This is a genomic window from Chelativorans sp. M5D2P16 (genome assembly GCF_034427935.1).
Classification (GTDB): Bacteria; Pseudomonadota; Alphaproteobacteria; order Rhizobiales; family Rhizobiaceae; genus Chelativorans.
Genome location: NZ_JAXQNM010000023.1, coordinates 122,808 through 148,395, shown reverse-complemented (window position 1 = coordinate 148,395; position 25,588 = coordinate 122,808). Strand labels below are relative to the sequence as shown.

The window sequence follows — 25,588 nt, the reverse complement described above, 5'->3', positions numbered from 1 at the left end:
GAAATGCCAGCGGATTTCTGCTATGCCGCCGCCAATCCCATTGCGCAACCCAGAAACTATGGCTAGGAATTGAGCATAGAATGAAGGTGCATCCTTTTTGAGCAGCAACAATCCTGTCGCCTCGCTTTCGCAGCCCCTGCGCGTCGGTTCGGTGAGCCTGCGCAATCGCGTCCTCCTGGCGCCGATGTCGGGAGTCACGGACCTGCCGTTTCGGCTGCGCGCCCATGCCCATGGCGCGGGTCTCGTCGTCTCCGAGATGGTGGCGAGCGGAGAACTGGCCAGGGGCAGGGCGGAGAGCGCCCGCCGTATCCGCCGCCGTCCGGAGATCGACGTGCACATGGTCCAGATCGCCGGGCGCGAGGCGCGCTGGATGGCCGAGGCTGCGCGCATCGCCGTCGGCGAGGGGGCCGACATTGTCGATATCAACATGGGCTGTCCGGCCAAGAAGGTGACGGACGGCTATTGCGGCTCGGCGCTCATGCGCGAGCCGGATTTCGCGCTGACGCTGATCGAGGCGGTGGTCGGGGCCGTCCCCGTGCCGGTCACGGTGAAGATGCGGCTCGGCTGGGACGAGGATTGCCTCAACGCGCCGATGATCGCGCGCCGCGCCGAGGAGGCCGGCGTCGCCATGATCACCGTCCATGGCCGCACCCGCTGCCAGTTCTACAAGGGCAGGGCGGACTGGCGGGCGATCGCGCGCGTGAAGGATGCCGTTTCCATCCCGGTCGTCGCCAATGGCGACGGCGACGGCCCGACGGAGGCGCGAACCATGCTGGCGCAGTCCGGTGCCGATGCCGTCATGATCGGCCGGGCGCACTACGGGGCGCCGTGGAAAGCCGGCCGGCTCGCTCACCACGCGGCGGGAACTCCGACACCCGGTATCCCGGAAGGTGAGCAGATGACCGGCTACGTGCAGGCGCATTATGAGGACATGCTGGTCCATTACGGCCGCGAGCAGGGCGTGCGCCATGCGCGCAAGCATCTCGGGTGGTATCTGGAGCGCCACGGCGGGCAGAACGCCGTGACGCTGCGCCGGGCCATTCTGACGGAAACGGATCCCGACGTGGTTTTGAAACAGCTGAGGCAGGCCTTCGCCGACCCCGTTTGCAACGAAAGGCTCGTCGCATGAAGGCTGCCGCTCCCAGTCCGCTCGCCAAGGCCGAGGTGGCGCAGTTGGTGATCGACGCCATCGGCCGGCCTCTGATCATGGTCGACGCGGACGGCTTCATCACGTTCGCCAACGCGGAGGCCGAGGACTTCTTCCGTCTCAGCGCCGCCATGCTGGCGCGCAGCCGGCTGGCCGATTTCGTCCCCTTCGGCAGTCCTCTCCTGAGCCTGCTCGAGCAGGTGCAGGAGCGCCGCGCGCCCGTCAACGAATACCGCGTCGACATCTCCTCGCCCCGGCTCGGGCCCGACAAGGTCGTCGACATCTATGTGACGCCGGTCGCCGATCCTGCCGGCGCGTCGGTCGTGATGTTCCAGGAACGCTCGATGGCCGACAAGATCGACCGGCAGATGACGCACCGCGGGGCCGCGCGCTCGGTGACGGGACTTGCCGCCATGCTGGCGCACGAAATCAAGAACCCCCTGTCGGGCATTCGCGGCGCCGCACAGCTCCTTGAAAACGTCGTCTCCGACGAGGACCGTCCGCTCGCCCGCTTGATCACGGAGGAGACGGACCGCATCGTCGCGCTGGTCGACCGCATGGAGGTCTTTTCCGACGAACGGCCCGTCGACCGCGCGCCGGTCAACATCCACGTGGTGCTCGACCACGTCAAGGCGATCGCCCGGAACGGCTTCGCGCGCGACATCGACATCGTCGAGGAATACGATCCCTCGCTGCCTCCCATCCTGGCCAACCGGGATCAGTTCATCCAGGTTTTCCTCAATCTCATCAAGAATGCCGCGGAGGCCATCGGCAATCAGGGCGGAGGCCAGATCCGGCTCTCCACCGCCTTTCGCCCCGGCATCCGCTTTTCCGTGCCGGGCACGAGCGAACGCGTCTCCCTGCCCATGGAATTCTGTGTCCACGACAACGGACCGGGTGTCTCCGAGGACATCCAGTCGATCATCTTCGACCCCTTCATCACGACCAAGCAGAACGGTTCGGGGCTCGGCCTGGCGCTGGTGGCCAAGATCGTGGGCGCCCATGGCGGCGTGATCGAATGCGAGTCCTCCGCGCGCGGGACCACGTTCCGCATCCTCATGCCCGCCTGGCGCGGGGAGGCGGACGGAACCCGGCAACGGCAGAAAGCGGGATCAAAGGCATGAGTGGACAAGGCACCGTTCTTGTGGCCGACGACGATGCGGCCATCCGCACCGTTCTCAACCAGGCACTTTCGCGGGTCGGCCATCACGTGCGCGTCACCTCCAACGCGGCCACGCTCTGGCGCTGGGTTTCCGCCGGGGAGGGGGATCTGGTGATCACGGATGTGGTAATGCCGGACGAGAACGCCTTCGACATGCTGCCGCGCATCCGCAAGGCGCGGCCCGACCTGCCGGTCATCGTCATGAGTGCCCAGAACACTTTCATGACGGCCATCCGCGCCTCGGAGGTCGGCGCCTACGAATATCTGCCCAAGCCCTTCGATCTGACGGAACTCCTGGCCATCGTCGGCCGCGCCCTAGCGGAACCGAAACGCACGAGCCGGCAGGATTCGGTCGCCAACGAGGCGCCCGATTCGATGCCGCTCATCGGCCGCTCGGCGGCCATGCAGGACATCTACCGCATGCTGGCGCGGATGATGCAGACGGACCTGACCGTGATGATCAACGGCGAATCGGGAACCGGCAAGGAACTCGTGGCGCGCGCCCTGCACGAGTTCGGCCGCCGCCGCAACGGCCCCTTCGTCGCCATCAACATGGCGGCGATCCCGCGTGACCTGATCGAATCGGAGCTCTTCGGCCACGAGAAGGGAGCCTTCACCGGCGCCCAGCATCGCTCCTCCGGCCGTTTCGAGCAGGCCGAGGGCGGTACGCTCTTTCTCGACGAGATCGGCGACATGCCCATGGAGGCGCAAACGCGGCTGCTGCGCGTACTCCAGCAGGGCGAATACACAACGGTCGGCGGGCGCACGCCCATCAAGACGGATGTGCGCATCGTCGCCGCGACCAACAAGGACCTCAGCGCCCTCATCAATCAGGGCCTGTTTCGCGAAGACCTGTTTTACCGTCTCAACGTGGTGCCGCTGCGGCTTCCGCCGCTGCGCGAGCGCGCCGAGGACATCCCCGACCTCGTGCGCCATTTCTTCGCCCAGGCCGAGCAGGAGGGGCTGAACGCCAAACGCGTCGCCAGAGGCGGACTGGAAGCCATGATGCGCTATTCGTGGCCCGGCAATGTGCGCGAGCTCGAGAATCTCGTGCGCCGCCTTGCCGCACTCTATCCACAGGACGAAATCTCGGAAGACATCATCAACAACGAGCTGCGAGCCCATCCAGCGGCAAACGCACGCCAGAACGAAGGCCTGCCCGACGATCTGCCCCTTGGCCAGGCGGTCGAGCAGTATCTGCAGCGGCATTTCAGCGGCTTCGGCTCTTCCCTGCCGCCCCCGGGTCTCTATCACCGCATTATCGGCGAGGTTGAATACCCGCTGATTCTGGCGGCACTCGCCGCGACTCAGGGAAACCAGATTCGCGCGGCCGAACTGCTTGGCCTCAACCGAAACACGTTGCGCAAGAAGATACGGGAACTGGGGGTTGACGTCTATCGCGCCTCCAAGCATACGCCGCACGAAATCCTGCCCGACTGAGCCAGTCTTCCACTGCTGACGGGCCAGGCGTTGCAAAGTCGCCACATTGCGTTGCATATCTGCCACGCGATATGCGTCTCGCTTGAGTGAGCATTGATGACTGCGCAGTCACCCGCAATGGCAGGCAAACCGTCCTATAAGGGCGCCTCGAATGATAGCCGCCGCCTGATGGCGCTGCCGGGCATTCTGGCGGCAGTCGGCGCGCTCATTACGGCTGCGGTTTCTTTCGCGGTTCTGCTCGGCCTGACGCCGCTGACCCCGGATGCGCGCACCACGCTGATCCTCATCGGCATCAACGCGGCCTTCGTGCTGGTGCTCCTGGCCCTGATCGGGCGCGAGGCGCATCGCATCTATACGGCACGAAAGGGGGGCAAGGCGGCGGCGCGGCTGCACGTTCGCATCGTCACCATGTTCTCGCTCGTGGCGGCGATACCGGCGATTCTGGTCGCCGTCGTCGCATCGGTGACGCTGGATCTCGGTCTCGACCGCTGGTTCGAGCTCAGGACCCGCGTCATCGTCCAGTCATCCCTGTCGATCGCCGACGCCTATGTACGGGAGAATGCCGGCACCTTGCGCGGCACGACCCTTTCGATGGCCATCGACCTCGACCGTTTCCGATCGCTCTACAACCTCGACCGCAACGGGTTCCGCCAGTTGCTCACGCGCCAGACGGTGGGGCGAGGGTTGAGCCAGGCCGTCCTGATGCGGGAGGATCAAGAGGTCATCATGGCCGCCGACGTTCCCGACGATATGGAGATACCGGCGCCACCGGAAGGGGTGATCGAGGAGGCCGCCAGCGGACAGCCTGTGCTTTTCCCGCTGCCGCCGGGCAACCTGATCGGCGCCATCTTCAAGCTGCGGGAGATCCCGGACGCGTATCTCTATACACTGCGCGAGCTCGATCCGCAGGTGATCAAGGCACGCAGCATCGTGCGCTCGAACACCGACGAATACCGCTCCCTCGAGGAAAACCGAATCAACACCCAGGTCGCGTTCGCGCTGCTTTACCTGATCGTCACGCTCGCCATCGTGCTGGCGGCGATCTGGACGGGGATCGCCGTCGCCGACCGGCTGGTCCGTCCCATTCGCCAGTTGATCGGCGCCGCCGGCGCGGTCTCCACCGGCAATCTCGACGTGGCCGTTCCGGTGCGCGCGTCCGACGGCGATGTGGCCTCTCTGGGCGATACCTTCAACAAGATGACGCTGCAGCTCAAGACGCAACGTGACGAGCTGATTTCCGCCCGCGACATGATCGACGACCGGCGCCGCTTCACCGAAGCGGTCCTGTCCGGCGTGAGTGCCGGCGTGATCGGTGTCGATGCGCGCAGCACCGTCTCGATCGTCAACCGTTCGGCCGAGACGATGCTCGGCATCCGTGCCTCGGACGCCACCGGCCGGAATCTTTCGGTAGTGCTGCCACAGATCGGCCGCGTGTTCGAGATCGGCCGGACGTCGGGCCGACAGGTTTATCGCGATCAGATCACCTTTCACCGGGCCGGCACGGAGCGCACCTTCAACGTCCAGATCACCACCGAAGAAGGCGCCGGCGCGCGCGAACAGCGTTCCTATGTGGTCACGGTCGACGACATCACCGATCTCGTGCAGGCGCAGCGTTCCTCCGCATGGGCCGACGTCGCGCGGCGCATCGCCCACGAGATCAAGAACCCACTGACACCGATCCAGCTTTCCGCCGAGCGTATCCGCCGGCGCTACGGCAAGGTGATCGAGAGCGATCGCGAGGTCTTCGACCAGTGCACCGAGACCATCATCCGCCAGGTGGGCGACATCGGCCGCATGGTGGACGAGTTCTCCGCCTTCGCCCGCATGCCCAAGCCCGACATCCAGCGGCTCGATCTGCGCGAGCCGCTACGCGAGGCGTCATTCCTGGTCGAGGTCAGCCGGTCCGATATCGACATGGAGCGCGATCTCGGCGAGACGCCTCTGGAAGGCCACTTCGACACGCGCCTGATGAGCCAGGCTTTCGGCAATGTGATCAAGAATGCGGCGGAAGCCATCGAAGCGGCGCAGCGGGAGGACGCGGCGCGCAAGGGTGTCATCCGCATCGTGGCGCGCCGGCGCGGCGAACGGATCGAGGTCCTCGTCATCGACAATGGCAAGGGTCTGCCGCGCGAGAACCGGCAGCGCCTGCTCGAGCCCTACATGACGACGCGCGAGAAGGGCACGGGGCTTGGCCTTGCCATCGTCAAGAAGATCGTTGAAGACCATGGGGGGCGGCTGGAGCTGCACGACGCTCCGGCGGATTTCCATGGCGGAGTGGGAGCGATGATCCGCATGGTCCTTCCGGCCACGGCGGATGATACCCAAGCGGCGGGTAAGGGAAACTCTGCGGGAAAGACGGAAAAGGTCGACAATGGCGTCTGACATATTGGTCGTAGACGATGAGGAAGACATCCGCGAACTGGTCGCCGGAATCCTGAGCGACGAGGGCCACGAGGCGCGTACCGCGGGCGACAGCGACGGTGCCCTGACAGCCATCACCGAACGCGTTCCGCGTCTGGTCCTGCTCGATATCTGGCTGCAGGGCTCCACGCTCGACGGCCTGTCCCTGCTCGACAAGATCAAGGAGATGCATCCCGACCTGCCGGTGGTGATGATCTCCGGTCACGGCACGATCGAGACGGCGGTTTCGGCGATCAAGCGCGGCGCCTACGATTTCATCGAGAAGCCGTTCAAGGCCGACCGGCTGATCCTGATCTGCGAGCGTGCACTGGAGACCTCGAAACTCCGGCGCGAGGTGATGGACCTGAAGAAGCGCAGCGGCGAGAGTTTCGACCTTGTCGGCAATTCGCCCGCCATCAACCAGTTGCGGCAGGCGATCGAGCGGGTGGCGCCGAGCAACAGCCGCATCATGTTGATCGGCCCCTCCGGCTCCGGCAAGGAGCTGGCCGCCCGGGCCATTCACGCCACGTCCCAGCGCGCCGGCGGTCCCTTCATTTCGGTCAACGCCGCCTCCATCACGCCCGAGCGGATGGAAATCGAGCTCTTCGGCACCGAATCCAACGGCAGCGAGCGCAAGGTGGGCGCACTCGAGGAGGCGCATCGCGGCACGCTCTACCTTGACGAGGTGGCCGACATGCCGCGCGAGACCCAGGCGAAGATCCTGCGGGTGCTCGTCGATCAGCAGTTCGAGCGGGTGGGCGGCACGAAGCGCGTGAAGGTGGACGTGCGCATCATCTCCTCGACGGCGCGCAACCTTGAAGAGATGATCGCCGAGGGCCGTTTCCGCGAAGATCTCTACCACCGCCTGGCCGTCGTGCCGGTGACGGTGCCGCCGCTTTCCGAGCGCCGGGAGGATATTCCGGTCCTGGTGGATCATTTCATGAAGCAGATCGTCGCCCAGGTTGGCATCCGCCCGCGCCGCCTCGGCGAAGATGCGCTCGCCGTGCTCCAGGCACATGACTGGCCGGGCAACATCCGACAGCTACGCAACAATATCGAGCGGCTTTTGATCCTGACGCGCGACGACGACGATGCGCCCATCACGGCTGATCTCCTGCCGTCGGAAATCGGCGACATGATGCCGCGTGTTCCCTCACAGTCCGACCAGCACATCATGGCCCTCCCGCTGCGCGAGGCGCGCGAGCAGTTCGAGAAGGAATATCTGCTTGCCCAGATCAACCGATTCGGCGGAAACATCTCGCGGACGGCCGAATTCATCGGCATGGAACGTTCCGCGCTTCATCGCAAGTTGAAGTCGCTGGGCGTATAGGAGAAGCCATGAAGGCGATCATCTGCGGCGCCGGTCAGGTCGGCTACGGCATTGCCGAGCGGCTTGCTGCCGAGCACAACGACGTTTCCGTCATCGACACGTCGCCCGAGCTCATCCGGGCCGTGCGCGACACGCTCGACGTGCGCGGCTTTGTCGGCCACGGCTCCGACCCGGACGTGCTGGCCGCCGCCGGCGCCGAGCAGGCCGATATGATCATCGCGGTGACGCTCTACGACGAGGTCAATATGGTGGCCTGTCAGGTCGCGCACTCGCTGTTCAACGTGCCGACCAAGATCGCCCGCATCCGCTCGCAGACCTATCTGCAGTCCCACTACATGGATCTGTTCTCGCGCGATCACCTGCCCATCGACGTCATCATCTCGCCCGAGGTGGAGGTGGGCGAGATGGTCATGCGGCGCATCGCGCTGCCCGGCGCGACTGATGTCGTGTCGTTCGCCGATGGCCATCTGGCCATGGTTGCGATCGAGTGCCTCCAGGAATGCCCGGTCATCAACACGCCGCTGGCGCAGCTGACCGAGCTCTTTCCCGACCTGCCGTCCACGGTGGTCGGCGTTTCGCGCAACGACAGCCTGTTCGTGCCGCATTCGAGCGACCAGTTGATGGCGGGTGACCTGGCCTATGTGGTGACGACGCGCGAGCAGGTCCGCCGCACGCTCGGCTTGTTCGGGCACGAGGAGGCTGAGGCGACGCGCATCGTAATCGCCGGCGGGGGAAATATCGGCCTTTACGTGGCGCGCGCGCTCGAGCGCAAGCAAAGCCGCACCCGGGTCAAGATCATCGAGAACAACCGCAAGCGTGCGGTGGCCATCGCCGATGAATTGCGCCGAACTGTGGTGCTGCACGGCAGCGCCCTCGAGCAGAAGCTGCTGCTGGAGGCCGACATCGACCATGCCGACCTGATGGTGGCGCTCACCAACGACGACCAGGTCAACATTCTTTCGAGCGTGATCGCCAAGCAACTCGGCTGCAAGTCGAACCTCGTGCTCATCAACAATCCGACATACCACGAATTCGCCAAGACACTCGGGATCGACGCGCACGTGAACCCGCGCGCCGTGACAATCTCGCGCGTGTTGCAGCATGTTCGCCGCGGCCGCATCCGCGCCGTGCACAATATTCAGCGCGGAGCGGCGGAGGTCATCGAGGCGGAGGCGCTGGAAACTTCGCCGCTCGTCGGCCCGCCGCTCAGTGAGCAGGAGCTGCCGGACGGCATGCGGATCGGCGCCGTCTACCGAGGCGGCCAGGTCATCAAGCCGAGCGGATCCTTGCGGATCAAGCCGAAGGATCGGGTCGTCATCTTTGCGCTGGAAAGCGCGGTGCGCCAGGTCGAGCAGCTTTTCCGTGTCAGCCTGGAGTTTTTCTGAGACGCCTGTTCGGGCGGGTTTTTCAAAAGGGGACAGACATGCCGCGTATCGCCTACGTGAACGGCCGCTATGAAAGACATGCTGACGCTGCGGTGCACATCGAGGACCGGGGATACCAGTTCGCCGACGGCGTCTACGAAGTCTGTGAGATCGCGCGCGGTTACATCATCGACATGACGCGCCACCTCGATCGTCTCGGCCGTTCGCTCGGCGAATTGCGGATCGAATGGCCGATGCACCGCAAAGCCCTCGAGATCGTCATGCGCGAGGTCGTGCGCCGCAACGCCGTGCGGGACGGGCTCGTCTACGTCCAGGTGACCCGCGGCGTCGCCCCCCGCGATCACTACTTCCCCGCGAGGCCCATCCCGCCAGCGCTTGTGGTGACGGCGAAGAAGACCAATCCCGAGATATCCCGCAAGCGGGCGGAAACGGGGGTCGGCGTGATCACCGTCCCCGAAAACCGCTGGGAGCGCGTCGACATCAAGACGGTGGGGCTGCTTCCCAACGTCCTGGCACGCCAGCAGGCACGTGAGGCGGGTGCCGTCGAGGCCTGGTTCGTGGATGCCGACGGCACGGTGAAGGAGGGGGCTTCCACCAATGCTTGGATCGTCACTCCGGAGGGCAAGCTGGTGACGCGGCCGGCGGATTTCGGCATCCTGCGGGGGGTCACCCGGGCGACCGTCCTCGACATTGCGGCGAAGATGGGGCTGGAGGTCGAAGAACGGGCGTTTTCGGTCGAAGAGGCGCTGACCGCGCGCGAAGCCTTCATCACCGCCGCTTCCACCGTCGTCATGCCGGTGGTGTCGATCGATGGTCGGCCGGTCGCCAATGGGCATCCCGGCTCCGTTGCCCTGTCCCTGCGCCAGTCGTTTTTTGACGTTGCGGAAAAAAGTCCTGCCTGTTAACCACTCAAGGGCTAGCTGCCTCGCCACGAGGGGGCGGCTGTTGCGCGGCAAGAGGGCAGTCGCCGCGCTTGACAGGGCGGGGTGACATTTGCGCTACTGCCGCGCGAAGCGCAGGGGATGGTGAAAGAACAGAACAATGGCGGAGCGTTCGCAAAATTTGCAGGATTTGTTCCTGAACACCGTTCGAAAGAGCAAGAATCCGCTCACGATATTTCTCATCAACGGCGTGAAGTTGACTGGCGTCGTCACGTCCTTCGACAACTTCTGCGTGTTGCTGCGCCGTGATGGTCATTCTCAGCTCGTGTACAAGCACGCCATCTCGACGATAATGCCGAGCCAGCCAGTGCAACTTTACGAGGCCGAGGAAAGCAGTCGGGAAGGCTGATTGGCGGAGAAACCCAGGGCGAAACGCACGCAGGGTGCTGGCACCGGTACAAGCGTGATCACAAAGGCCGTCGTGGTCACGCCGGTGTTGACGCCGCGCGCCCGCGGGCGCGCGGATCTCGGCGGGACGGAATGGCACATGTCGCTTTCGCCGAGGGCCCGCCTCGACGAGGCGGTTGGGCTTGCCGAGGCCATAGATCTCCATGTCGTTTACAGTGAGACCGTCACCCTCTCGGCACCGCGCCCGGCGACGCTGATCGGGGCAGGAAAGGTTGCCGAGCTCGCCCAGATCGCCGCCGATGGAGGAGCGGAGGTCGTTATCATCGACCACCAGCTCTCACCCGTGCAGCAGCGCAACCTGGAGCGCGATCTGAAAGCAAAGGTGCTCGATCGCACCGGCCTCATCCTGGAAATCTTCGGGCACAGGGCGCGCACCAAGGAAGGACGCCTGCAGGTCGATCTCGCGCATCTGGAGTATCAGCGCGGCCGCCTCGTGAGAAGCTGGACCCATCTTGAACGCCAGAGGGGCGGCGGCGGCTTCATGGGCGGCCCGGGCGAAACGCAGATCGAGGCCGACCGCCGGCTTCTGCAGGAGCGCATCATCCGCATCAAGCGCGAGCTGGAAACGGTGCGGCGCACGCGCGAGCTGCATCGCGCCAAGCGGCGCAAGGTGCCGTTTCCGGTTGTCGCCATTGTCGGCTACACCAATGCCGGAAAATCGACACTGTTCAACCGGCTGACCGGTGCCTCTGTGATGGCCGAGGACATGCTCTTCGCCACGCTCGACCCGACCTTGAGACGCGTGCGTTTTCCGCACGGCACCGTGGTCATCCTGTCGGACACGGTGGGTTTCATCTCGGATCTACCGACCCATCTGGTCGCCGCCTTCCGCGCCACGCTCGAGGAGGTGGTCGAGGCGGACCTGATCATCCATTTGCGCGATATATCCGATGCGGACACGGCCGCGCACGCCAGCGACGTCGCGGAAGTGCTGGAAAGCCTCGGCATCGAAGCATCCGATTCCGATCGCGTCGTCGAGGTCTGGAACAAGATCGATCAACTGGCCGAGAGCGATCGCGAAAGGCTCCTGCGCAGGCACGCCGACGAAACCGCGCCGGTGGCCGTTTCGGCGGTGAGCGGGGAGGGTATCGATACCCTCGTGGCTGAGATCGAGCAGCGCGTCGCCGGCCGTATCCGCGAGTTCGAGGTGATCCTGACGGCCGAGCAGATGCCGCTTGTGGACTGGCTCTACCGCAATGGGGAGGTAACCGGCCGCAACAATCACGAGGATGGCAGCGTTACGATCCAAATCCGCGCGACGGATGCCGCGTGCGAGGAGATAAGTCGTAGATTATCCAATGAAAACAGGAAATAATCGCAGCTACTTCATCTTTTTTGCGCGGTTCCAGAGCGTCTCCATCTCATCCAGGGAAGCGCCTTCCAGTCCTTTTCCTTCCGCTGTCAGCCCATGCTCGACCGCATGGAAGCGCTTGCGGAATTTCTCGTTTGTGGCGCGCAGCGCCGTCTCCGGATCGAGCTCCAGATGGCGGCCGAGATTGACCACGGCAAAAAGGAGATCGCCGAACTCCTCGGCCACCGCAGCGTGCTGGCCTTCGTCCATCGCTTCGCGTACCTCGTCGATCTCCTCGGCGATCTTGTCGAGAATCGGCCGCGGGGCGCCCCAGTCGAAGCCCACACGGGCGGCTCTCTGCTGAAGCTTCAGCGCACGCGTCAGCGCGGGCAGGGCGATCGTGACGTCGTCCAGATAGCCGGACTTTTCCCCCTCGTCGGTAGCCGCGTTCCGCCGCGCCCTGCGTTCGGCCTTTTCCTCGGCCTTGATGCGCTCCCACATGCCCTTGGCCATGCCGGCTTCGCGTGCGTCTTCATCACCGAAGACGTGCGGATGGCGACGGATCATCTTTGTCGTGATTGCTTCGACCACGTCGCCGAAGTCGAAACGATCGGCTTCCTCGGCCATGCGCGCATGAAAGACTACCTGCAGAAGCAAGTCACCCAACTCGTCGCGCAGGTCCTGCATATCACCGCGCTGGATCGCATCGAGCACCTCATAGGCTTCCTCGATCGTATAGGGCGCGATTGAAGCGAAGTCCTGCTCGGCGTCCCAGGCGCAGCCTGTCTCCGGATCGCGCAAGGCCGCCATGATCTCGATCAGGCGGGAAATATCTTTGGAAGGCTTCATGGACCCGACGTTTTGCTATGAATGAGGCAAAGCCGTAGCGCGCCTCGGCGCCGTTCTCAAGTTGTGTGCCGGCAGGAGGCGTGGAAAAGAGAGCGCCGCATGTCAGGAGAGGACCTGCCCGCCGCCTATTGTCGTAGATCGCATAAGATAGATTATGGAACTTACTTGCACGGCGCGGCAGCTTGATTGATTGCTGCCACCGCCTTGCCCCAGAGCGCTCCACTGACATCAGTACGCGCTGTGCAGGTGCTCGGACCCGCGTCAGACCACGAGGTTTGCGACCGTCGCGCGCGTGGCATTCACCAGCGCTTTCGGCTCAGCGGCGAAGACGGCGTCGTGCGCGCCGGCGGCCGCCCAGACTTCGTCGAAACCGAGCAGTGTCTCGTCCGCGAAACGTACCACGCCGCCGGGATGGCCGAGCGGCGAAACGCCGCCGATGGCGAAGCCGGTTTCCTCGCGCACCTTACGCGGATCCGCACGCACCAGGCGTTCGCCTGCCAGACGGCTGGCCTTATCCAGATCGAGTTTTCTGCTGCCGGACACCAGGAAAAGATAAAGCCGCCCGGATGCTTCACCGGCGAAGACGAGTGATTTGACGATCTGATCCACCGTGCATCCGCATTGGCGGGCCGCTTCCTCCGCCGTGCGTGTGGATTCGCCCATACGGACGATTTCGATGGAAAGACCGACTTCACGCGCGGCCACGGCCACCCGATCGATGCTCTTCGACATGAAATCGCTCCGAAAAATCAGTCATTTGAAAGAGATATCTCCAGCACCATGCCATCATAGCCCGGCGCCACATGGTCCGGCACTTCGCGGCGAACGGTCTCGTAATCGAGCGGCACATGCATGTGCGTGAGCACGGCCTTGCGCGGCTTCAGCCGGTCAATCCATTCCAGCGCCTCGCCGAGCGAGAAATGGCTCTGATGCGAACGGTATTGCAGGGCATCGATGACAAGCAGATCGAGCTCAGCCAGGCGCGGCACGGTTTCGGGCGGGAAATCGCTCACGTCGGAACAATAAGCGAACGGGCCGACACGGAAGCCGAGCGAGCGGATGTCGCCATGTATCTGCGGCAGCGGTGTGAAGGTGAGGGCGCCCCCCTCCCCGACAATCTGGAACGGTTCGTCGTGGTCGATCAGATGCGGTGCGACGATGGGCGGATAATTGCTGCCCTCCGGGGTCTCAAAGCAGTAGCGGAAGCCCTCGCGCAGGCGATCCATGGTCTCCCGGTCGGCGTAGATGTCCATCAGTCTTCGCTGCACGAGCACATAGCCGCGCAGGTCGTCGATCCCGTGGATATGGTCGGCATGGGGATGGGTGTAGACGACGGCGTCGAGACGCGGCACCTTCGCAGCGATCATCTGCTCCCGGAAATCGGGACCGGTGTCGATCGCCACGCGGGTGACGCGCCCGTCGGGGCGGATGCGTTCCACCAACGCCGCCGCACGCAGGCGCCGGTTGCGCGGATTGGCAGGATCGCAGGCGCCCCAGTCGCCCATGATGCGCGGCGTGCCGGGAGACGACCCGCAGCCGAGAATGGTCAGACGCAGCCGGTCGGCCAAGGTCAGGCCCCCTTCCGGACCGTTTTAGGCACCTTGGCGAAGGCACGGAAAAAATTCTCCGTCGTCAGCGCCGCGATCTCATCGGGCGAAACGCCGACCCTCTCGGCCAGGACCGCCGCCGTCTTCGCCACATAGGCCGGTTCGTTGCGCTTGCCGCGATGAGGCACCGGCGCGAGATAAGGCGCGTCCGTTTCCACCAGAAGCCGGTCGCGCGGGACGTCCCTGGCGATTTCCCGCAGCGCTTCCGACTTCTTGAAGGTCAGAATACCGGAAAAGGAAACGTAGCCGCCAAGCTCCACGCCCGTCCGGGCGAGCGCCGGCCCGGAGGAGAAGCAGTGCAGGATGAAGGGAAAGGCCCCCTTCCCCGTCTCCTCGCGCAGGATCGCCGCAATATCGTCGTCGGCCTCGCGCGCGTGGATCACGAGCGGCAGGCCGGTGCGCCGTGCTGCCTCGATATGGGTGCGGAACCCCCTTGCCTGGTCCGCGCGTGGTGCCTTGTCATAGTGGTAGTCGAGGCCCGCTTCGCCAATGCCCACCACCTTGGGGTGGGCAGCGAGTGCGACGAGATCATCGGCGGTGACCGATGTCTCCTCGCCGGCATTATGCGGATGCGTACCGACTGTGCAGAAGACGTTCTCGTAACGCTCGGCGATCGCACGGATTCCGTCGAATTTCGCGACCCGCGTGGAAATGGTGACCATCAGCCCCACGCCCGCTTCGGCTGCGCGTGACACCACCGCGTCCCGTTCCGCCTCGAAATCGGGAAAATCGAGATGGCAATGGCTGTCGACCAGCATCAGGCCCGGCTCCCCTGCCCGTTCTCTTCCTTCTCGACATAACGCGGGAAGACCGGTTGCGGCGCCGGCAATTGCACGCCCGGCGCGAGCATGCCGGCCTCGTTGACGTCGGCGAAGCCGCGCCGGTCCGCAGGCACGGCAAGCAGGTCGAGGAGCTTTTCCGCCGAGCCCGGCATAAAGGGCTGGCAAAGGATGGCGATGCGCCTCAGGACCTCGGCGGTCGTAAAGAGCACCGTTTCCATGCGCGCCGGATCGGTCTTCTTCAGCGCCCAGGGCTCCTGGGCGGCGAAGTAGCGGTTGGCCTCGGCGACGACTTCGAAAACCGTGGCCAGCGCGGTGTGGATCGCCTGCCGCCCCATGGCCTCGCGCGCCGTGGCGAGCGCGGCCTCGGCCCGGCCGAGCAACGCCCGGTCGGTTTCGCTCAGCGTGCCCTGCTCGGGCACCTTGCCGTCGCAGTTCTTGGCGATCATCGACAGGGAGCGCTGGGCGAGATTGCCCAGGTCGTTGGCAAGATCCGCATTGGTGCGCTGGACGATCGCATCGTGGCTGTAGCTGCCGTCCTGCCCGAACGGCACCTCGCGCAGCAGGAAATAGCGCACCTGGTCGAGCCCGTAATGCGCCACCAGCGCGAAGGGGTCGATGACATTGCCGACCGACTTCGACATCTTTTCTCCGCGGTTGAACAGAAAGCCGTGGCCGAAGACCCGCTTGGGCAGCGGCAGGCCCGCCGACATCAGGAAAGCCGGCCAGTAGATCGCGTGGAAACGGGTGATGTCCTTGCCGATGATGTGCGCGTCCGCCGGCCAGTAGCGCCAGCGCTCGGCGGCCTGGTCGGGATAGCCGACGGCCGTGATGTAGTTGGTGAGCGCATCCACCCAGACATACATCACGTGCTTCTCGTCCCCGGGAACCGGAACGCCCCAATCGAAGGTGGTGCGCGAGATGGAAAGATCCCTCAGTCCCGAGCGCACGAAGCTCATGATCTCGTTGCGCCGCTCGACCGGGCCGATGAAGTCCGGATTGTCGTGATAGAGCTTGAGGAGCGGTTCTTGATAGGCCGAGAGGCGGAAGAAGTAGCTTTCCTCCTCGACCCATTCGACGGGCGTGCCCTGTGGGCCGTAGCGCACGCCGTCCTCACGCACCACCGTCTCCTCCTCGCCGTAATAGGCCTCGTCGCGCACGGAATACCAGCCCGAATACGTGCTCAGATAAATGTCGCCCTTTTCCGCCATCGCTTTCCAGATGGCCTGCGAGGCGATGCGGTGGCGCTCTTCCGTGGTGCGGATAAAGTCGTCGTTGGAGGCATTCAGCGCCTTTGCCATGCGCTGGAACTCCGGGGTGTTGCGGTCGGCCAGCTCACGGGCGGAAACGTCTTCCTTGCGCGCCGTCTGCAGCATCTTGATGCCGTGCTCGTCGGTGCCCGTCAGGAACATCACATCCTTGCCGTCGCACCGCTGGAAGCGCGCCAGCGCGTCCGTCGCGATCAGCTCGTAGGCATGGCCGATATGTGGGCTGCCGTTGGGATAGGAAATCGCCGTGGTGATATAGAAGGTCTCGCGCGTCATGAGAACGAATGCCCGGGATGTGTCGTTGGCTCGCGCCCAGATAGCGCATCGCGGCGATGAATGCCATGCGCTGACAGGCTCATTTCACCGAAGGTTGCCGAGCGCGGCATGGAGGCGCTGCATCGTGCCCATCACATGCTGCTTGCGGTCGAGGTTGAAAACCTCCATTTCGCGCGTGTCCGCAGCCAGTTCTTCCCAAAGCACAGCGAGCCGCGCTGCCTGCTCGACTTGGCCATCCTCGGCAGCCTGAGCTGCCGCGTCGGCCGCGCGGTCGTGTGCGATGCGGTTGAAGAGATCGAACTGCACCTGCCGGTCGCGCCCGATCGTCGCCTCGGCCAGGAGGAAGCTCTCCGCCACGTCGAGGGTGCGCCCGCCCAGGATCTTTTCCACCGCCGCGGCGATCTCCAGCCCTCCGAACTGGGTGAGCAGAACGGCACTGCGTACGCTGCCGCCGGAGCGCTCGATGAGAAGCCGCCTCTCCTTTTCGCCAGGCGGTAGTTCCATGCCGAGACGATGCAGCAATTCCTCGAGCCCCTCGGCGCCGAGCGGCTGGAGCTTGATGGTCTGGCAGCGCGAGCGGATCGTCGGCAGAAGCCGGCCGAAGGAATGGGCGATCAGGATGAAAAGCGTGCGCGGCGGCGGTTCTTCCAGGTTCTTGAGAAGCGCATTGGCCGCGCTGGTGTTCATGTCGTCGGCGGGATCGACGATCACCACGCGGTAGCCGCCGTCGGACGCGGTCATGGAAAGAAAGCGGTTGACGCGGCGGATCTCGTCCACCGTGATCACCGTCCTGAACTTCTTGTCGCGCTCCGAATAGGGGCGCGTGAGATGCAGCAGTCCAGGATGCGCACCCTGGGCCAGCAGCCGGAAGGCCTGTGTGCCCGGGTCCGTCGCGTCCAAATTGTCCGGCGCCATCGCGTGGTCGGGATGCGTGAAAAGATGCAGCGCAAGGTGGAAGGCCAACGTGGCCTTGCCGATGCCTCTCGGCCCGGCCAGAAGCAGCGCATGGTGCAGCTTGCCGGCACGGTAGGCGCCCGCCAACATGCTGCGTGCGCTGTCGTGCCCGACGAGGATCGGATTCTCCGCCGGCTCCGGAATATCGGGAAGCGTGTCGTGCTGTTCGGGCGCGATGCGTTCAAACATGGCCCGCTCCGCGCCTGGACTCATCTTGCCCGTCGGCCGGCATCGCCTTGGCGACCGCACGCGCGATCACCCTTGCCACGTCCGCGGGCGAGCCGGTGGCATCGACCACCACACAGCGCCCGGTTTCCTTTCTGGCGATGTCGAGAAACGCCTTGCGCCGCCGGCGGTGGATCTGCAACGTTTCCTTTTCGAAGCGGTCCGCCCCCGCCTCGCCGCGTCGCGCGGCTGCCCGCCGCAGGCCTTCCTCGGGATCGATATCGAGGATGATGGTAAGATCCGGCATGGCGTCCTTGACCGTAACCTGTTCGAGCGCGGTCATGAATTTCCGGTCCAGGCCGCCCGTCACCCCCTGATACACCCGCGAGGAATCGACGAATCGGTCGCACAACACCACCGCGCCGCGGGCAAGCGCCGGTCGGATCACCTGTTCCACATGGTCGAGCCGTGCGGCCGCGAAGAGGATGGCTTCCATGCTTGCGCCGAACGGCTCGGCCGCCCCCGACAGGAGCACGTGGCGAACGGCCTCCGCCCCTGGGGATCCGCCCGGCTCGCGCGTGACCACCACCGCATGGCCGTCTGCGCGCAGGCTGTCGGCTAGCAGGCGGATCTGCGTGGACTTGCCCGCGCCCTCGCCCCCTTCGAACGTTATGAAGAATCCTCGCGGCAAGTATCGTTCCAGTTCTGCCTCGCTTCGTGTTCTTCATAATCACCGCGAAGGCGCAGGTCCAACCTTCCGTTCCGGTTGGCCCGTCAGAACTTCGGATGTGGAGAAACGCCGTGCCCCTGGCAGCCGTTTACCGCATCCAGCCGATCAGCAGTTCGCCGACGGCGTCGAGTGCCCTTTGATGCAGCGTTCCCCGCGCCACCGGTTCGCCGGCATAGACCGGCGCTTCCCGGCTCAGCGTGTCGCCGAGCCAGATTTGCAGTGTCCCGATCTCGGCGCCCTCCTCCACCGGCGCCGGGACCGGACCCTCGTAGACGATGCGCGCCGACAGGCGCTCCGGTTCGGTGAGCGGCACAAGGATCGCCACCGGCTTCGCCGGTCGCAGCGCGACGCTGCTTTTCGCCCCGCCATAAACGGACGCTGCGCCGATCACCTCGCCTTCTGCGAAAAGCGTGCGCATCTCGAAACCGCGCATGCCCCAGTCGAGGACCTTGCGCGCTTCTTCCGCCCGTTCGCGCTCGCTCTCCAGCCCCCCCAGGGTGAGGAACAGCCGCCGCCCCTGGCGCGCGATGGAGGCGACGATGGCGTAGCCCGATTCCTCCGTATAGCCGGTCTTCAGGCCGTCGGCGCCGATTTCCATCGGCAGCAGAGGATTGCGATTGCGCTGGCGAATGCCGTTCCACTCGAAATCCGGCTCGGAAAAATAGCCGTAATATTCCGGATATTCGCGCCAGATGTGCTGCGCCAGTGACGTCATCTCGCGCGCCGTCACCTGCTGGCCTTCCGCCGGCAGGCCCGTGGCGTTGACGAAGGTGGATTTTTCGAGGTCGAGCCTGCGCGCGCGCTGGGTCATCAAGCCGGCGAAGCTCTCCTCCGCCCCCGCCATGCCCTCGGCAATGGCGATGCAGGCATCATTGGCGGACTGGATGACCGCGCCCCTGATCAACGCCTCCAAAGGCACGGTCGAGGTCACTTCGGCAAACATGGTGGCCGTACCGGAAACCGCACCGCCAGTGCGCCAGGCGTGCTCGCTGACATAGAATCCGTCGTCCAGCGACAGCCGTCCGCTCTTCAGTGCCTCGAAGACCACTTCCATCGTCATCAGCTTGGCGATGGAAGCCGGCGGGAACGGCGTATCGGGGTTCTTCGACAGAAGAACCGTGCCGGTCTCCGCATCGATCATGTAGGCCTGCTTGGCCTTCGTCTCGAAGGGCTGAGCGTTCGCCTCAGCCGGCAGAAGAGCCAGAAGGACGAAGGCCGCCAACACGCTTTGACAAAAACGAGACACGAAACGCCCCCAAGCTCACCGATACGGCCTGGGAAGGTTATAGGAAGTGATCGCCCCCGATCAACGGCGGGACTGAGCAACCCCGAGAAAAGATCATTCGCGAACCGCGAAGGCATCCTTAGCACCGGCGGTCCAGGCGGCGCGGAGTGCCATGTCCAGGTCGGCTCCCTCCCGCGGGGCCAGCGAAAGCGCGTAGACCCAGTCGGCCTGCCCGGCCGTGCGCTCCACCGTCACCGCGCCGTAGCCGGACATGGCGCGGGCGATGTCTTCTGCGCCTTGCTGCGAGGAGAAGGTGCCCAGATTGATGACCGGGTGCTCTTTCGCCTCGCCGTCGCCGCCTTTATGGTCCCGCGCCCACCAGTCCGTCAGCGCCTGGGAGTCGAGCTCCGGCTCAAGGAGTGCGTCGAAGGCGCGCGATGCGGCCTGTACCCGGTGATCCGCATAGGACAGAAGCGCCAGCTCGGTCTCCATGGGGGCGCCCTGCGGGCGATCCGGCACCATGGGGCCAGTATTGGGCAGCGACACCGACGCTGCACCCTGCGGCTGGGCGGCGAAGGCGCTCGTCGCCTCTACGACCGGCTGGGTCGGCGTCGATCCGTTCATGGCCAGCATCACGCCCGACGGCAGCCCGTCGGAAGGATCAGGCGCGGCGTCGCCGGGCCTGTAGGAAGCCATGAGAAGCTGGTCGTCCTGCCCGTGCAGGGGCGCCGCGCCCGCATATTCGACACGCACCTTGGCAACCCCGTCGTTCTTGTAGCCGAGCATTTCCGCGGCCTTTTTCGACAGGTCGATGACACGTCCCGCCGCAAACGGTCCGCGGTCGTTCACGCGGACCATGACGGAACTGCCGTTGGCGAGATTCGTCACCCGGGCGTAACTCGGCAGCGGCATGGTGGGATGGGCGGCGGTCAGGTGAGTCATGTCGTAGACCTCGCCATTGGCCGTCAACCGGCCGTGGAATGCCGCGCCATACCAGGATGCGGCGCCCTCGGCGACATAGTCGGGGTCGAGCTCGGGACGGTACCAGCGGCCCTTGACTTTGTAAGGCTTGCCGACCTGGTGACGCCCCCCTCCCCTGCGAAGGCCCGATTTCTTCTGCGCGACCCGCGGGCTGGCTTTCACGCCATATTCCGATTCGGCGAAATATTCGCTCGTGCCGCTCTTTTCGACATCGGCCGTCGGGGTCTGCATGCTGCAGGCCGAAACCGCCAAAGCAAGGGCGCCCACGCCGAAAACGCCAAGCCGAAGCGAGCCCTGCCCCCTCCTGTTCTGCGAATGCATTAACGCCCTTCCCTCGCAAACTTCGTTTTTCTTGTCACGCGGAAGCGTCAAAGACCGCCCGCGCCAAATTGTCATGGACATGAAATCGTCATAAGCCTGTAAAGGCTTTGTGGCGGGAAAACGGCAGAACAAGTATTCCATATGATCCGCCGGCACAACCCCGCCGGGCACCCCGCGCCATCCCTGAAGAGAACACAGTCCAAGGGGCCGGACGGATGGCCGAGTGGCTGAAGGCAGTGCCGCCTGTCGAGGGGGAACGATCAACGATCATACTTGTGCAGAATCCGAACAGATTCTTGCGTGCAAAAGAGGCGTGAAAAGAACGTTGATAAGATATAGAGCACACGCATGATCATATCGTACCGGCACGAATTCACTTTCCTTCATTGCCCGAAAACGGCCGGGAGCGCTATAAATATGGCTCTGGCCCCGCATTTGGGACCACTCGACATCATGTTGGGCTCCGAGGGGGAACGGGTGGAAGTCGGCATTCGGCCGAATCTTCGGGCCCGCATGGATGCGCTACGCTTCCGTAGCCCCTTGAGTATCTTTGCGGCGATGAGTATCGGCTCTGAGTGGCCTAGGCGGGTTCTTGGCTTGCAAGCCAAATCATATGCCAGCAGTTTTGGGCCCATCGTCGACCATCCTCATGCGGAGCAGGTACAGGCATTCGACAGGAAAGCCTGGGAGCGGCACTTCAAATTCACTTTCGTTCGAAATTCCTACGAGCGGATGGTTTCATCGTATCTTTTTTTGACGCGTGCGTGCGCGGAAACGCGCGATCCATTCCCTACTTTCGTGGCAAAACTCATAGAAGGCGCTAGCCCGTTGCGGTGGCGGCATTTTGCCGATTCCTGGCCGGTCTACGCTATCGGTGACCGTATCGCGGTTGACTTTGTCGGCCGCTACGAGGCTCTCGGTGCCGATTTCAAGGCACTGTGTGATCGTCTCGACCTCCCCTACCGGCCGTTGAGTCATATAAACGTAGCGCCCCGCTATGATTTTCGTGAGTTCTATGACGCGTCCACCCGCAAACTGGTCCATCGTCTTTGCGAACGGGAAATAGACTCCTTCGGCTATCGGTTTGAAGATTAAAAGAACAGGGGGTGCGAACTTTGTCCGTCGCAAAAATCCCCCGCTCCAGCATGCCATGCCTTGGGGCAGGTTGACGCTGTGATCCCGAGCGCGGTAAAGCCGAAGGCATTGATTGCAGGCGTTCGCCAGCAAGATGGTGACATAGGCCCTCTATGGGGCTTGGTGGAAAGCGAAAAGCGGAAAGAAACAAGACCCGGAGGGATGGCCGAGTGGTTGAAGGCACCGGTCTTGAAAACCGGCAGGCGGGCAACCGCCTCGTGGGTTCGAATCCCACTCCCTCCGCCAAAGACATTGATTTCACATGGTTTTTTGGCGCTTTTCGCCGGATGGCATAACCATGAAAAGTTCGTATTTGCCCCATTTGCCATAGATGCGACACGAAAAATGGCCGCGGAGGCGCCCCTTGGCTCCGGCCGCCGGCAATCCAATTGTGCAATGCAGCACGCACAGGTCAGGTATGCGAAAACCAGCATAGCAATATAGGTCAGTACGTCTTACGTTTTGAGTTGTCGGCCATCTCCTCCTCCCAGATGCGATGCCGACGCCGAAAGCGGTGCACCTCCTCCCGCACCGCAATCGAATTAGAGCCCGCTGCCACCTCCTCCCGGCAGCGGGCTTTTTCTTTTTCAGCGGTGGCGCGCACAGAAGGGCCGCTCAAGGCGGCCCGTTCCGGTGGGAACGTAGCCAATCGTTAGAATCGCCCAGCCACATGTCACCGACCGATAACGGTCTGCCAAAAACGGTGATAATGCTGCTCGCAACAAATTCCGCCTTGTCTTGTTCGGTAGGCGGGCACCGTTTGGTGCCGGTACCCCTGCCCCAAGGAGATGAGACGATGAAGAAGCTTCTCGCAACGACAATATTCTGCAGTGCCTTGGCCATGCCGGCTTTCGCGCAGGACGAAACGACGACCTGTGCCGATTTCACAGCGATGGATACCACAGCACAAACGCAGGCCCTGGCTTCCATCCAGGGTACAGGCGCGGCCGATATCGACACCGAAGGTACAGCCAGCGTGGAGAACTCCTCTGAAAACAGCGAGTTGGGCGCGACTTCGGGTGACGTCGGAGCGGAAGCGGCCGAAGAAGATGCGATAGGCAGCACGGCTGCTGATGCGGGCGCACACGTTACCGCGTCGGCCGTTACAGAAGCGTGCGCCGACAATCCGAATATGCTGGTCATAGACGCGATCGAGCAGGCCCAGTCCAACTGAGACTGGACAGTCAACACGAGAGGGCGACATGCCCTCTCGTGCGCGATAGCAACCTGTTCGCAGCCAATAGAAACCCCGCCGCCCTTGTGAGGCGACGGGCACACGCGACGCTTGCCGGCTGGTTTTTGGTCGACGCTTGTCTATATCGAAGATCGCCCCGCTGCTGGCTATCGGTCGGCAGATGATGCGCACGTAGAGTGGTGCTATAGCCGCTACCGCTCTTATCGAGCTTCCGACAATGCTTTCCAGCCCCATCATGGGCCGCGTAAGCCGCGTATTTCGTGCGGCGTAACGCTCGTCGCAACAAAGCACTATCCAAACAACCCCGGCCAAGAGAGCGATGGCTCAAGCTCGGTGCGGCAACGCTGTTGCTGCGCCTCCCGCGGGTCAGCGCGTCCCGCCCGCACGCAGGCGGTCGGGCGCCATGGCCGCTGCCGTCGCCGACAGTTCCCCGAACGGTGCGCCTTCGATGACCCGCGCGGCAAGGGCCGAGAGTGCCGGTGCGGTCTGCATGCCGTAGCCGCCCTGGCCGGCGAGCCAGAAGAAATTCTCCGCCTGGGGATCGAAGCCGACGACCGGTGTGCGGTCAGGCGCGAAGGTCCTGAGCCCCGCCCAGCTTCCCTCGACACGCGTCACCGGTACGGTCACGGCCTGTTCGTAGCGATGCAGCCCCTCCGCCAGCACCATGTCGTCGGCGAAGGCATCATGCGGCTCCACCGGGTCCTCGTCGGCCGGCGAGACGAGCAGCCGGCCCGTTTCCGGCTTGAAGTACCAGTTGTCGGCGGCCTCGTCGACGAGCGGCCAGCGGCTTACGTCGAACGCTTCGGGTGCGGGAAGGACCGCCATGGATCGGCGAAACGGCTGCAGGCCGAGCGGCGCCACGCGGCAAGCTTGCGCAACGTGATCTGCCCAGGCACCCGCGGCATTGACGAGAATGGATGCTGTAACCCGACCGGCGGTCGTCTCCACGGTCCACCGGCCTTGCGAAAAAGTTCCGCCCATGAGCCCGGCACTTGTGAGAAGGCGGGCGCCGGAACGCTTCGCCCCTTTCAGCCAGCCTTGGTGAAGTGCGGCGACATCGATATCCATCGCGTCCGGCTCATAGGCCGCGGCGGCAATCCATTCGCGCTTGAGAAGCGGCACCATGGCCGTGGCGTCATAGGGATCCATCTTTTCGAGGCCCTCGGCCGAGCCGAGAAGGTCCGCATAGGCGTCGAGCCCGTTCTCGTTCGTCACGAAGAGAATGCCGCGCGGCGAAAGGAGCGGCGTCGGGAAAAGCGCGGAGTCGGCTTCGACGAAAAGCGGCAAGCTCGCCCGGCTCAGCGTCCGGATCACTGCATTGCCGTAGTTCTGGACGAAGATCGCCGCCGAACGGCCCGAGGCATGATGTCCGGGCCGCTCCTCCTGCTCCAGGAGGATCACATCGCGTTCACGACCCAGCGCGGCCGCGAGCCCCACGCCCGCAATACCGGCGCCGACGATGAGGATGTCGGTGGAAAACGCTTCGCTCATGAATGGTCCTATGCGGCTGACGAACCGAATCCGGTCAGGAACGCGGTCAGATTATCGCCGAGCGCATCACAAACGTAACCGCCTTCCTGGATGATCGCCGTCGGCAGCCCGAGCTTTGCGCAGCGTTCGCCGATGCGGGCAAAACCGTCTGTCGAGACCGTCAATCCGCCGAAGGGATCGCCCTCGAACGCATCGAGACCAAGCGCCACAACGAGCGCGCCAGGCGCATAGGATCGGATGCGCCGGATCGCGGCATCCAGAGCTTCGAGGAAGGGGCCGTCGCCCGACCCGCGCGGCAGCGGCAGGTTGAGATTGCAGCCGAGACCCGGTCCCTCGCCCCGTTCCGAGGCGTGCCCCCAGAAGAAGGGGTAGAAACGCACGGGATCCGCATGGATCGAAACGGTAAGCACGTCGGATCGGCGGTAGAAGATACCTTGCGTGCCGTTGCCGTGATGCAGGTCCACGTCGAGGATCGCCACGCGATCATACGCGCGGCGCAATTCCTGTGCGGCGATTGCCGCATTGTTCAGGAAGCAGAACCCGCCGGCCAGATCGGCAAAGGCGTGGTGGCCCGGCGGGCGACTGAGCCCGTAGACGGTGCGCTCGCCGTCCATGACCATGCGCGCGGCATGCACCGCCGTCTGCGCGCTCCAATAGGCCGACTGCCAGGTTTCGGCCGAGATCGGGCAGGCCGTATCGGCCATGTGGTAGCCCGCCTGACCGACGGCGGAAGTCGGATAGGAGAAATCCCGGCGGTCGGGGTGGATATTGGGCACGACTTCCGCCGAAGCCTCGGGAATGCGCTGCCAGCGCGCGAAGATCGTTTCCAGGAACTGCAGATATTCCGGTGTATGGATGGCCGCGATCGCTTCCGCGCCGTAATCCGGCGGCGCCACCTCCTCGAGCCCGGCCGCGCGTGCGCCCGCCAAAAGGCGATTGACCCGCTCGGGCACCTCCGGATTGGGCTGCGGCGCGCCGGAAGACAGGAAATGGCGCGGATCGTGCCGGCGCTGGGCTTCGGAGAATACGAATTTCATCTGTTATCCGTGTGACTTGAGTGACTGGAGCTTGACCAGCCTAACTGCGACCGCCACCGCCGCGTCATCCCG

Annotated in this window: 22 protein-coding genes, 1 tRNA gene and 1 pseudogene; 13 read left to right on the top strand and 11 right to left on the bottom strand. The window is 64.3% G+C overall.

The genetic code is table 11. The annotated features are described in order from the left end of the window. Positions 1–97: 97 nt before the first annotated feature. From dusB to hflX, 9 genes are all read left to right on the top strand, one after another. The gene (dusB, locus tag SIN08_RS10745; RefSeq protein ID WP_322451573.1) at positions 98–1,129 is read left to right on the top strand and encodes a tRNA dihydrouridine synthase DusB; all 1,032 of its coding nucleotides are present in this window, start codon (positions 98–100) and stop codon (positions 1,127–1,129) included. Continuing rightward, positions 1,126–2,271 (top strand): nitrogen regulation protein NR(II), encoded by a 1,146-nt coding sequence (locus SIN08_RS10740; protein ID WP_322451572.1) that lies wholly within the window; start codon positions 1,126–1,128, stop codon positions 2,269–2,271. Before dusB ends, SIN08_RS10740 begins: the two co-directional genes overlap by 4 nt. Beyond that, positions 2,268–3,749 (top strand): nitrogen regulation protein NR(I), encoded by a 1,482-nt coding sequence (gene ntrC / locus SIN08_RS10735; RefSeq protein ID WP_322451571.1) that lies wholly within the window; start codon positions 2,268–2,270, stop codon positions 3,747–3,749. Before SIN08_RS10740 ends, ntrC begins: the two co-directional genes overlap by 4 nt. Positions 3,750–3,845: 96 nt before the next feature. Then, the gene (locus SIN08_RS10730) at positions 3,846–6,131 is read left to right on the top strand and encodes an ATP-binding protein (RefSeq protein ID WP_416208048.1); all 2,286 of its coding nucleotides are present in this window, start codon (positions 3,846–3,848) and stop codon (positions 6,129–6,131) included. Next, on the top strand, positions 6,121–7,479 hold the full coding sequence (locus SIN08_RS10725) for a sigma-54 dependent transcriptional regulator (RefSeq protein WP_322451569.1): 1,359 nt from the start codon (positions 6,121–6,123) through the stop codon (positions 7,477–7,479). The genes SIN08_RS10730 and SIN08_RS10725 overlap by 11 nt, the downstream gene beginning before the upstream one ends. 8 nt (positions 7,480–7,487) lie before the next feature. Continuing rightward, on the top strand, positions 7,488–8,864 hold the full coding sequence (gene trkA / locus SIN08_RS10720) for a Trk system potassium transporter TrkA (RefSeq protein ID WP_322451568.1): 1,377 nt from the start codon (positions 7,488–7,490) through the stop codon (positions 8,862–8,864). Between the two features lie 38 nt (positions 8,865–8,902). After that, a complete protein-coding gene (locus SIN08_RS10715; RefSeq protein ID WP_322451567.1) occupies positions 8,903–9,769 on the top strand; it encodes a D-amino-acid transaminase in 867 nt (288 codons plus the stop codon). Positions 9,770–9,905: 136 nt separating this feature from the next. Then, positions 9,906–10,154 carry an RNA chaperone Hfq gene (gene hfq, locus SIN08_RS10710; protein WP_322451566.1) on the top strand — a complete coding sequence of 83 codons (249 nt, stop codon included), beginning with the start codon at positions 9,906–9,908 and terminating at the stop codon, positions 10,152–10,154. After that, positions 10,155–11,528 (top strand): GTPase HflX, encoded by a 1,374-nt coding sequence (gene hflX, locus SIN08_RS10705; protein WP_322451565.1) that lies wholly within the window; start codon positions 10,155–10,157, stop codon positions 11,526–11,528. A gap of 6 nt (positions 11,529–11,534) precedes the next feature. On the opposite strand, the gene mazG is transcribed toward hflX, so the two are convergent. The 9 genes from mazG to SIN08_RS10660 all read right to left on the bottom strand — a co-directional run bounded on the left by mazG (position 11,535) and on the right by SIN08_RS10660 (position 20,659). Then, positions 11,535–12,353: a nucleoside triphosphate pyrophosphohydrolase gene (mazG, locus tag SIN08_RS10700; protein WP_322451563.1), complete on the bottom strand. Its 819-nt coding sequence runs from the start codon at positions 12,351–12,353 to the stop codon at positions 11,535–11,537. Positions 12,354–12,614: 261 nt separating this feature from the next. After that, entirely contained in the window at positions 12,615–13,085 is a 471-nt protein-coding gene (locus SIN08_RS10695; protein ID WP_322451562.1) for a YbaK/EbsC family protein, read from the bottom strand. Positions 13,086–13,102: 17 nt separating this feature from the next. After that, positions 13,103–13,921, bottom strand: coding sequence for an MBL fold metallo-hydrolase (locus SIN08_RS10690; protein WP_322451561.1), 819 nt, complete (start codon positions 13,919–13,921; stop codon positions 13,103–13,105). 2 nt (positions 13,922–13,923) lie between these two features. Continuing rightward, positions 13,924–14,718, bottom strand: a complete 795-nt coding sequence (locus SIN08_RS10685; protein WP_322451560.1) for a TatD family hydrolase — start codon at positions 14,716–14,718, stop codon at positions 13,924–13,926. Then, entirely contained in the window at positions 14,718–16,283 is a 1,566-nt protein-coding gene (gene metG, locus SIN08_RS10680) for a methionine--tRNA ligase (RefSeq protein WP_322451559.1), read from the bottom strand. Before metG ends, SIN08_RS10685 begins: the two co-directional genes overlap by 1 nt. Before the next feature lie 84 nt (positions 16,284–16,367). Further along, on the bottom strand, positions 16,368–17,426 hold the full coding sequence (locus SIN08_RS10675; protein WP_322451558.1) for a DNA polymerase III subunit delta': 1,059 nt from the start codon (positions 17,424–17,426) through the stop codon (positions 16,368–16,370). Then, complete coding sequence (gene tmk, locus SIN08_RS10670; protein ID WP_322451557.1) at positions 17,419–18,093, bottom strand: dTMP kinase; 675 nt, start codon at positions 18,091–18,093, stop codon at positions 17,419–17,421. The genes SIN08_RS10675 and tmk overlap by 8 nt, the downstream gene beginning before the upstream one ends. Positions 18,094–18,220: 127 nt before the next feature. Then, on the bottom strand, positions 18,221–19,378 hold the full coding sequence (locus SIN08_RS10665; RefSeq protein WP_322451556.1) for a D-alanyl-D-alanine carboxypeptidase family protein: 1,158 nt from the start codon (positions 19,376–19,378) through the stop codon (positions 18,221–18,223). A gap of 93 nt (positions 19,379–19,471) precedes the next feature. Beyond that, positions 19,472–20,659, bottom strand: a complete 1,188-nt coding sequence (locus SIN08_RS10660; protein ID WP_322451555.1) for a septal ring lytic transglycosylase RlpA family protein — start codon at positions 20,657–20,659, stop codon at positions 19,472–19,474. A gap of 348 nt (positions 20,660–21,007) precedes the next feature. On the opposite strand from SIN08_RS10660, the gene SIN08_RS10655 reads away from it, so the two are divergent. The 4 genes and pseudogenes from SIN08_RS10655 to SIN08_RS10640 all read left to right on the top strand — a co-directional run. Next, positions 21,008–21,754 carry a sulfotransferase family 2 domain-containing protein gene (locus SIN08_RS10655; protein WP_322451554.1) on the top strand — a complete coding sequence of 249 codons (747 nt, stop codon included), beginning with the start codon at positions 21,008–21,010 and terminating at the stop codon, positions 21,752–21,754. 195 nt (positions 21,755–21,949) lie between these two features. Then, a tRNA-Ser gene (locus SIN08_RS10650) sits at positions 21,950–22,039 on the top strand. A 550-nt stretch (positions 22,040–22,589) separates the two neighbouring features. Beyond that, a complete protein-coding gene (locus SIN08_RS10645) occupies positions 22,590–22,967 on the top strand; it encodes a hypothetical protein (protein ID WP_322451553.1) in 378 nt (125 codons plus the stop codon). Between the two features lie 183 nt (positions 22,968–23,150). Then, positions 23,151–23,237: pseudogene (locus SIN08_RS10640) on the top strand (BA14K family protein); the annotation flags it as partial. A 117-nt stretch (positions 23,238–23,354) separates the two neighbouring features. Here SIN08_RS10640 and SIN08_RS10635 read toward each other — a convergent pair. Both SIN08_RS10635 and SIN08_RS10630 read right to left on the bottom strand, forming a co-directional pair. Continuing rightward, positions 23,355–24,479: an FAD-binding oxidoreductase gene (locus tag SIN08_RS10635; RefSeq protein WP_322451552.1), complete on the bottom strand. Its 1,125-nt coding sequence runs from the start codon at positions 24,477–24,479 to the stop codon at positions 23,355–23,357. An 8-nt stretch (positions 24,480–24,487) separates the two neighbouring features. Further along, positions 24,488–25,516 (bottom strand): histone deacetylase family protein, encoded by a 1,029-nt coding sequence (locus tag SIN08_RS10630; protein ID WP_322451550.1) that lies wholly within the window; start codon positions 25,514–25,516, stop codon positions 24,488–24,490. Positions 25,517–25,588 lie beyond the last annotated feature (72 nt).